The 2,878-nt window shown below is 73.5% G+C and carries 1 protein-coding gene; it reads right to left on the minus strand.

The features are described 5' to 3' along the window. Window positions 1-113: 113 nt before the first annotated feature. Window positions 114-2,878: type I polyketide synthase (locus B7P34_RS35625; RefSeq protein ID WP_146167034.1), on the minus strand; the 2,765-nt coding region annotated here is incomplete at its 5' end.

The following is a 2,878-nucleotide window of genomic DNA, read 5'->3' on the forward strand; positions in this document are numbered from 1 at the left end:
CGCCGCCCGCTCTGAGCCGGGGACACGGCCCTTCCGCGTACGGCGAAGCGGCCCGCACCAGGTGATCCTGGTGCGGGCCGCTTCGTGATGCCGGGCCGGCCTGACGGGGGCTGTCAGGAAAGGCCGAGCTCGTTGTCGAGGAGGTCGAAGACCTCGTCGTCGGAGGCGGACTCGAAGTCGAAGTCCTCCCCGTCCTGCCCGTCCTGCCCGTCCTGCCCGGAGCCCTGGCGGCCCGCTCCCGCGGCGGCGCCCCGCAGGGCGTCCCACTTCGCCTTGAGGACCTCCAGCCGGCCCGCTATCTGCTCGTGCGCCTCCTCGGTGACGTCCAGGCCCCCCAACGCCTGCTCCAGCCTGCCGAGTTCCTCCAGGAACGCCTCCGGGCCGGAGAGTTCCGCGGGCGCGATCAGGGCGTGGAGACGGCCGACGAGCTCCCCGGGCGTCGGGTAGTCGAAGAGCAGGGTCGCCGGCAGCCGGACCCCGGTCAGGGCGCTCAGCCGGTTGCGGAGTTCGATCGCGGTGAGGGAATCGAAGCCGAGGTCCTGGAACGCCTGTTCCGGGTCGACCTGCGCGGCTCCCTCGTGGCCCAGCACTGCGGCGGCCTCACCGCGTACGGTCTCCAGCACGACGTCCCGCGCCTCCGCGGCGGACAGCCCGGCCAGCCGCCGCACCAGGCCTGCGGTGGCCCCGCCGCCCGTACCGGCCGCCGCGGCACGCCGCCCCGGCGTCCGGATCAGGCCGCGCAGGAGGGGCAGGGGTTCGCCCTGCGCGCGGAGAGCGGCGAGGTCCAGGCGGACGGGGAGGAGTGCCGGTGCGGTGGTGCCGAGTGCCGCGTCGAAGAGCGCCACGCCTTCCCCGACGGTCAGCGGGGGCATTCCGGAACGGGCCATGCGGGTGACGTCGGCCTCGGTGAGCGTGCCCGTCATGCCGCTGTCCTGCGACCACGGGCCCCAGGCGAGCGACACGGCCGGAAGGCCCTGCGCCCGGCGGTGGTGGGCCAGGGCGTCCAGGAAGGCGTTGCCTGCCGCGTAGTTGGCCTGGCCCGCGCTGCCGAAGGTGCCCGCGACGGAGGAGAAGACGATGAACGCATCGAGATCCAGGTCCTTGGTCGCCTCGTGCAGGTTCCACGCCGCATCGGCCTTCGGCCGCAGGACCGCGGCCAGCCGCTCCGGGGTCAGGGACGCGATGGTGCCGTCGTCGAGGACACCGGCGGTGTGCACGACGGCAGTGACGGAGTGCCGGGCCACCAGGTCCGCCACAGCCGCACCGCCGGTCACGTCACACGCCTCGACGGTCGCGTCCGCCCCGTACTCCGCGAGCTCGGCCACCAGCTCTTCCGCACCCGCGGCGGCCGGACCGCTGCGGCTGACCAGCAGCAGGCTCCGTACGCCGTGCACGGCCGCCAGATGACGTGCCACCACGCGTCCCAGACCGCCCGTACCTCCGGTGATCAGGACCGTGCCGGTCGTGTCCCACGCCACGTCGGCTGTGTCGCGCTCCTGTACCCGGGCGAGGCGCGCGGCGAGCACCGTGCCCTCCCGGACCAGCAGCTGAGGCTCGTCCGTCGCGAGCGCCTGCGGCAGCACGGCCGCGTCGGTGCCGGCGTCGCCGGCCAGGTCCACCAGACCGAAGCGCCCCGGGTTCTCCGACTGCGCCGACCGCACCAGACCCCACACCGCGGCACCGGCGAGATCCTCACCCGTCACCGCGCCCCGCGTCACGAACACCAGCCGCGACTCCGCGAACCTCTCATCCGCCGGCCACGACTGCACCAGCTCCAGCGTCCGGGCGGCCGCGGCGTGGACGGTCTCCACCGTGCCGGTGCCCGTGCCTGTGCCCGTGAAGGCGGCCGGCTCGATCAGCACCGCCTCGGGGGTCGCTTCCCCGGCCAGGGCTTCCAGATCGGCGTACGCCCGGAAGTGCGCCCCGTCCGGGCCGGTGCCGAGGGTGACGCTCTCACCCGTGAGCACGGCAGGAACCCACTCAAGTGCGAAGAGGGAGTCGCGGTCCCCGGTCCGCAGTTGCCCGGCGGAGATCGGGCGCACGGTCAGCGACTCCACCGAGGCCACCGGCGCACCGGCCGGATCCGCCATCGCGATCGACACGCCGCCGTCGGCGGCCCGCAGACGCACCCGCACCTCCGAGGCACCGGAAGCGTGCAGCGACACGCCGCTCCACGAGAACGGGACGCTTGCTTCACCGGCTCCCGCGGCGAACGCCGAAGCGTGCAACGCCGCGTCGAAGAGGGCCGGGTGAAGACCGTAGGCGACACCGTCGGTTCCTTCCGGCAGCCGCACCTCGGCGTAGATGTCCTCACCGTCCTGCCAGGCCGCCTGAAGGCCCTGGAACGCCGGACCGTACACGAACCCGGCAGCCGCGAACTGCTCGTAGCCACTCTCCACGTCCATGGGCCGGGCTCCCTGCGGGGGCCACACGGACGTGTCGAACACGGGCGGTTCCGCACCTGTGGTCACGGCGCCGCTCGCGTGCAGCGTCCACGGCTCGTCACCCTCACGTGAGTGCACGGCCACCGAACGGCGACCGGCATCGTCCGGCTCACCGACCCACACCTGCACCTGCACACCGGCACCTGTCGCCGGCAGGACGAGAGGCGCAGCGAGCGTCAGTTCGTCCAGCAGATCGCAGCCGACCTCATCGGCCGCCCGCAGCACCAGCTCCACCAGCGCCGTACCCGGCACCAGCACAGAACCCAGCACCACATGATCCGCAAGCCACGGATGCGACGACGTCGAGAGCCGGCCCGTGAACAGCAGACCACCCGAACCCGCCAGCTCCACCGCCGCACCCAGCAACGGATGCCCCGCCGAACCCAGACCGGCAAACCGCACGTCACCCGCACGCATCGCCCCACCCGAAGGCC

Source organism: Streptosporangium nondiastaticum (assembly GCF_003011965.1).
Classification (GTDB): Bacteria; Actinomycetota; Actinomycetes; order Streptomycetales; family Streptomycetaceae; genus Streptomyces; species Streptomyces nondiastaticus.